Genomic DNA, 6,224 nt, shown 5'->3' on the forward strand with positions numbered 1-6,224 from the left:
GACCAGGTCGCGCGCTCGGAAGCCTCGATCCTGATCACCGGCGAAAGCGGCGTCGGTAAGGAAGTCATGGCGCGCTACCTGCACAGCGGGTCCAAGCGCGCCGACCGCCCCTTCATCAGCGTCAACTGTGCGGCCATCCCCGACAACCTGCTGGAGTCGGAACTGTTCGGGCATGAGAAGGGGGCCTTCACGGGCGCCCTGGCCCGCCGCATCGGCAAGTTCGAGGAAGCCGACGGCGGCACCCTGCTGCTGGACGAAATCTCCGAAATGGACGTCCGCCTGCAGGCCAAGCTGCTGCGCGCCATCCAGGAGCGCATCATCGACCGCGTCGGCGGCACCAAGCCCGTTCCGGTCAACATCCGCATCATCGCCACGTCCAACCGCGACCTGGCCCGCTCGGTCAGCGAGGGGACCTTCCGGGAAGACCTGCTGTACCGCCTGAACGTCGTGAACCTGCGCCTGCCGGCGCTGCGTGAGCGTCCGGGCGACATCGCGGCCCTGGCCGACCACTTCGTCAAGAAATACGCCGCCGCCAACGGCGTGCCGGTGCGTCCGATCTCGGCCGAAGCCAAGCGCGCCCTGACCACCCACCGCTGGAACGGCAACGTCCGCGAGCTGGAGAACGCCATGCACCGCGCGGTGCTGCTGGCGGTCGGGCCCGAGATCGACGTCGAGGCCATCCGCCTGCCGGACGGCCAGCCGCTGACCGCCGGCGCCTATGGCGCGGCCGCTGCTGACGCCGGCCCCGCCGCCCGCGCGGCCCACGCCGCCGACGTCGTCACCCGCTCGCACGTCGGCCAGACCGTCGCGCAGATGGAGAAGACCCTGATCCTCGACACCCTGTCGCACTGCCTGGGCAACCGCACCCACGCGGCCAACATCCTGGGCATCTCGATCCGAACCCTGCGCAACAAGCTGAACGAATACGCCGACGAGGGCACGTCGATCCCGGCGCCCCAGTCGGGCGTCGCCTCCAGCGGCTACGCGGCCGCCTGATCCATGACCACGGGAACGGACCGCAGAAGCGTCCTGACCGGCCTCGGCGCGCTGGCTGTGGCCGCGTGCGGGCCCTCGCCTGAAGCGGCGGCTGGCCCTCAGTCGGACACGCCCCACAGGCTCGCCGGCCCGCCGCGGCAACTCGACCTCTCCGGCCTGGAAGCCACCTATGGTGGACGGATCGGCCTTGATGGCGTGGACACCACGAACCGTCGTCGCGTGGTCTGGCGCAGCAGTGAGCGGTTCGTCTACTGCTCGACCTTCAAGATGTACCTGGCCGCCGCGACGCTGCTGAGGGTGCAGGCCGGTCACGAACGTCTGGATCGGGCGATCCCGATCACCCGCGCCGACATGCTCAACCATGCCCCGACCACGGAGCCGGCGGTCGGTTCGACCCTGACGGTCCAGCAACTGATGCAGGGGACGGTTGAGCTCAGCGACAACCCCGCCGCCAACATCCTGATCCGCGAGATGGGGGGGCTGGACGCTCTGCGCGCCTTCTACCGGGGCATCGGCGACGACAGCACGCGCGTCGATCGGCTCGAGCCGGAAATGAACCGTCTGGACGGCGACAAGGACACGATTACGCCGGCCCAGTCCGTGGACAACATCGAGCGTCTGCTGGTCTCGGCCGAGACTCCGCTGAGCCCAAGCTCGAAGGCTCTCCTGACCCGCTGGATGATCGACACCCCCACCGGTCCGGGCCGGATCAAGGCGGGCGTTCCCGCCGGTTGGACCTTGGCGCACAAGACCGGCACCGGCGGCTATGGTCCGACCAACGACATCGGCGTGCTTACGCCCCCGTCCGGCGCGCCGATCACGCTGGCGATCTACTACCACGCCGACCGCTCTTCATCATCGGAGCAGAACGACGCGGTCATCGCCGAGGCGACCCGCATCACGCTGAAGGCGCTCGGCCATGACTGACGCTCCCGTCCTGATGAAGGACGGCTACGCCCGTCCCACCGCGCTGGACATGCGCGGCTGGCTGATGCGCGGCGAGGTGCTGATGGCCGTCGGCGTGATCGGCGTGATCATGCTGCTGATCCTGCCGGTGCCGAAATTCCTGCTGGACCTGCTGCTGGCCATTTCGCTGGTCTCGTCCGTGCTGATCCTGATGACGGCCGTGATGATGAAGCGGCCGCTGGACTTCGCCATCTTCCCGACGGTGCTGCTGGTCTCGACCCTGTTCCGTCTGGGCCTGAACCTGGCCTCGACGCGCCTGATCCTGACCCATGGGCAGGAGGGGCACGCCTCCGCCGGTCAGGTCATCGCCGCCTTCGGCGAGCTGATGATGGGCGGCAATTTCATCATCGGGGTGATCATCTTCGCGATCATCCTGGTGGTGAACTTCGTGGTGATCACCAAGGGTTCGACCCGGATCGCGGAAGTGTCCGCCCGCTTCACCCTGGACTCCATGCCGGGCAAGCAGATGGCCATCGACGCCGACCTGTCGTCCGGCCTGATCACCGAAGACCAGGCCAAGCTGCGCCGCAAGGAGCTGGAGCAGGAATCGACCTTCTTCGGGGCCATGGACGGTGCGTCCAAATTCGTGCGCGGCGACGCCGTGGCCGGCCTGATCATCACCTTCATCAACGCCATCGGCGGCATCCTGATCGGCGTCATCTCGCACGGCATGCCGATCAGCGAGGCGGCCAACACCTATATCCAGCTGACCATCGGCGACGGCCTAGTGACCCAGGTCCCGGCCATCATCATCTCGATCGCCGCCGGCTTCCTGGTGTCCAAGGCGGGCGTCGAGGGCACGGCGGACAAGGCCTTCGTCAGCCAGCTGGCCACCAATCCCGTCAGCCTGGGCGTCGTCTCGGCCGCCTCGGCCCTGATCGGCGTCATCCCCGGCATGCCGCTGATCCCCTTCATGGCCTTGGCGGCGGGGGCGGGCTTCATGGCTTGGCGGCTGGGCCGCCAGCGGCTCAAGCCTCAGCCGACAGAGGCCGAGATCGCCCAGGCCGCAGCCGGTCCCAAGGAGGATGTCGAGGAGCCCATCGGCACCGCCCTGACCATCGACGAGGTCAAGATCGAGCTGGGCTATTCCCTGCTGTCGCTGATCAACGATCTGGAGGGCCGCCGCCTGACGGACCAGGTCCGCGCCCTGCGCCGTTCGTTGGCCCAGGAGTACGGCTTCGTCATGCCGTCGGTGCGCATCCTGGACAACATGCGGCTGGGCACCCAGGGCTATGCGATCCGGATCAAGGAGATGGAGGCCGGGACCGGCGAGGTGCGCCTGGGCTCCCTCATGGCCATGGATCCGGCCGGCCGTCAGGTCGAGCTGCCGGGCGAGCACACGCGCGAGCCCGCCTTCGGCCTGCCGGCCACCTGGATCGACGAAAGCCTGCGCGAGGAAGCGACCTTCCGCGGCTACACCATCGTCGATCCGTCGACGGTGCTGACCACCCACCTGACCGAGATCCTCAAGGAGAACATGGCCGACCTGCTCTCCTACGCCGAGGTGCAGAAGCTGCTGAAGGAACTGGGCACGGAAGAGAAGAAGCTGGTCGACGAACTGATCCCCTCGGTGGTCACCGTCACCACCCTGCAGCGCGTCCTGCAGTCCCTGCTGCGCGAGAAGGTCTCGATCCGCGACCTGGCCGCCATTCTGGAGGGGCTGGCCGAGGCCGCGCCGCACACCAGCTCGGTCACCACCCTGGTCGAGCACGTCCGCGCGCGCCTGGCCCGCCAGCTGTGCTGGCAGCACAAGGGCGACGACGGCGCCCTGCCCATCGTCACGCTGTCGCCCGAGTGGGAAGCCGCCTTCGCCGAAAGCCTGATCGGCCCTGGGGAAGACAAGCAACTGGCCATGGCCCCCTCGCGCCTGCAGGACTTCATCCGCGCCGTCCGCGACGTGTTCGAGCGGGCCGCCATGGCGGGCGAGACGGCGGTGCTGCTGACCGGGCCGCAGGTGCGGCCCTACGTGCGCTCCATCATCGAGCGCTTCCGCGGCCAGACCGTGGTCATGAGCCAGAACGAGGTGCACCCCAAGGCGCGCCTGCGGACCATCGGCTCGGTCTAGATCAGTCCACCGAGACCCAGCCGCCGGCCGAGGCGTTGCGGGCCACGTCGTTGGCGGGGCGGGCGATCAGGCCGGACTGGGTGATCCACACGTCGTAGCGCGCCCCGTCGGCCATCGGCATATAGGCCGCGCCGCCGTACAGGGTGTCCACGGCGTCGACGTACTTGCGGTACTTCCGCGCCGTATCCCAGGTGCTGATCTTCCACGGCAGGCCGTTGTCCGCCTCGGTCATCGACAGCGGATGCACGCTGCGCTCGGCGTTGATCTCCTGCTGGATGGACTGATAACGGCCTGACAGACGGTCCAGCCGGTACTGGGTGTTCAGGCCCAGGACATTGGCCCACGGCTTCCATTTCAGGACCTGGGCCTCGATGCGCCATTCGTCGCCGTGCAGCGGATACAGATTGGTCGCCGCCGGCATGTTCTCGCCGTTGCCAGGCTGGATGACGGTGGCTTCGTAATACTGGGGGCCCAGCTGGCGGGTGGTGATGGTCGCCACCGGCCGCTCATAGACCAGCCGCGAATAGGTCTGGATGTCCAGCGCCAGCAGCGCCGCGATCGCCGCCACGGCCATGAAGCCGGCTCCGCTGACGCCGCCCAGGAGGCCGGAGACGAGTTTCCCCCGGAACAGGGCCCCCAGGCCCCTGAACAAGAGCACCAGGCCGATCAGTCCCACGACCGCCGGTACGATCCACCACCACCAGACCATTTGCGCCTCTTCCCCCGAACAAGACCCGACGATCTTTACCCTAAATCCTCAACTCGGCGAGAGTTTCTCCCTGCGCGCGACTGGACAGGGCAAAGCGCGACGCTAATGCTCGTATCCGATGAGTTCGGCGTTGCGCGACACGCTTGAGGCCCTGGGCCAGTTTTTGCGGACGCCGACCCTGGGTCGTCGGGTCGCGGGCCTTCTCGCGCTCGCCATTGTCCTGCTGCTGGCCAGCAACGCGGCCACCTTCGTGATGATCCGCCGCACGGCGACCTTCAACGACGAGGTCGAGAAGGCGCAACTGCTGCGCCGCCAGACGCGGACGGTGCTGATCCGGCTGATCGACGCCGAGACCGGGCAACGGGGCTTCCTGCTGACCGGGAACGCAGAATATCTCGAGATCAACGACGAGGCCTCCCGCGACCTGCCGAACATCCTGGCCGAGCTGACCGAGCTGTCGCGCGGTGATCCGGACATCGAGCCACGCGTCGTCCACCTGCGCCAGCTGGCGGAGACCAAGGACGCCGAGCTGGAACGGACCATCGTCATGGCGCGCACCGGGCGTCTGGGGCAGGCCCTCGGGGTGGTGCGCGGCAATGAGGGCAAGGCGACGATGGACGCCTTCCGCAGCGAGGCGTCCAGCATCGACGAGATTCTGGATACCCGGATGCAGTTCCGGACCCGCCAGTCCGAATGGGCCGGCGGCATCACGGTTCTGGTCAACGCCATCGGCGGCGTGCTGATCATCGTCCTCGCCGGCGTCAGCGCCTGGCTGATCCGCCGCTATGTGGCCGAGATCCAGGCCGCCCGGGACGCGGTGCATCGCATGAACGCGGGCCTGGAAGCCAAGGTCCGCGAGCGAACCTCGGACCTGACCCGCGCCAACGAGGAAATCCAGCGCTTCGCCTATATCGTCAGCCACGACCTGCGCGCGCCCCTGGTCAACGTCATGGGTTACACCTCCGAGCTGGAACAGGTCGGCAAGGTCATCGACAAGGCGATCGTCGAGGCCGAGAGCCGCCGGAAGGTGGACCCTGAGATCATCGTGGCCGTCCGCGAGGACATGCCGGAGGCCATCGGCTTCATCCGCGCCTCGACCGAGAAGATGGACCGGCTGATCAACGCCATCCTGAAGCTGTCCCGCGAAGGCCGCCGGACGCTGGTCCCCGAACTGCTGGACATGACGCAGATGGTGCGGGGCATCGCCGACAGCGTCCGCCACCAGACCGAGTCCGCCGATGCCGAGGTCGTCGTGGAGCCCCTGCCCCGGCTGGACAGCGACCGGCTGTCGGTCGAGCAGGTGTTCGGCAACCTGATCGACAACGCCGTCAAATACCTCGAACAGGGCCGCCCGGGCCGCATCGTCGTTTCGGGAGAGGTGCAGGGCGACTGGAACGTCTACCGCATTGAGGACAACGGCCGGGGCATCTCGCCCAAGGATCACGAGCGCATCTTCGAGCTGTTCCGCCGGTCGGGCCGCCAGGATCG

The 6,224-nt window shown here is 67.9% G+C and carries 5 protein-coding genes; 4 read left to right on the forward strand and 1 reads right to left on the reverse strand.

What is annotated here, in order from left to right; translation table 11 throughout:
* The 3 genes from Q0C81_RS14555 to flhA all read left to right on the forward strand — a co-directional run.
* Positions 1-996 (forward strand): sigma-54-dependent Fis family transcriptional regulator (locus Q0C81_RS14555; protein WP_291839422.1); only part of this gene is annotated, 996 nt, incomplete at its 5' end.
* Between the two features lie 3 nt (positions 997-999).
* Entirely contained in the window at positions 1,000-1,923 is a 924-nt protein-coding gene (gene bla / locus Q0C81_RS14560; protein WP_291839425.1) for a class A beta-lactamase, read from the forward strand.
* 13 nt (positions 1,924-1,936) lie between these two features.
* On the forward strand, positions 1,937-4,027 hold the full coding sequence (gene flhA, locus Q0C81_RS14565; protein ID WP_291839434.1) for a flagellar biosynthesis protein FlhA: 2,091 nt from the start codon (positions 1,937-1,939) through the stop codon (positions 4,025-4,027).
* Between the two features lies 1 nt (position 4,028).
* Here the strand turns inward: flhA and Q0C81_RS14570 are convergent, their stop codons facing one another.
* Positions 4,029-4,736 carry a hypothetical protein gene (locus Q0C81_RS14570; RefSeq protein ID WP_291839428.1) on the reverse strand — a complete coding sequence of 236 codons (708 nt, stop codon included), beginning with the start codon at positions 4,734-4,736 and terminating at the stop codon, positions 4,029-4,031.
* Positions 4,737-4,866: 130 nt separating this feature from the next.
* Here Q0C81_RS14570 and Q0C81_RS14575 point away from each other — a divergent pair.
* Positions 4,867-6,224 (forward strand): sensor histidine kinase (locus Q0C81_RS14575; RefSeq protein WP_291839431.1); only part of this gene is annotated, 1,358 nt, incomplete at its 3' end.

Origin of the sequence: Brevundimonas sp., from assembly GCF_023259385.1 — a bacterium.
Lineage (GTDB): Bacteria > Pseudomonadota > Alphaproteobacteria > Caulobacterales > Caulobacteraceae > Brevundimonas.

What these genes read in the sequence shown, in the direction of transcription:
- Q0C81_RS14570 (WP_291839428.1), bottom strand. Translation starts at nt 4,736, where the DNA reads ATGGTCTGGTGGTGGTGGATCGTACCGGCGGTCGTGGGACTGATCGGC.
- bla (WP_291839425.1), top strand. Translation starts at nt 1,000, where the DNA reads ATGACCACGGGAACGGACCGCAGAAGCGTCCTGACCGGCCTCGGCGCG.
- flhA (WP_291839434.1), top strand. Translation starts at nt 1,937, where the DNA reads ATGAAGGACGGCTACGCCCGTCCCACCGCGCTGGACATGCGCGGCTGG.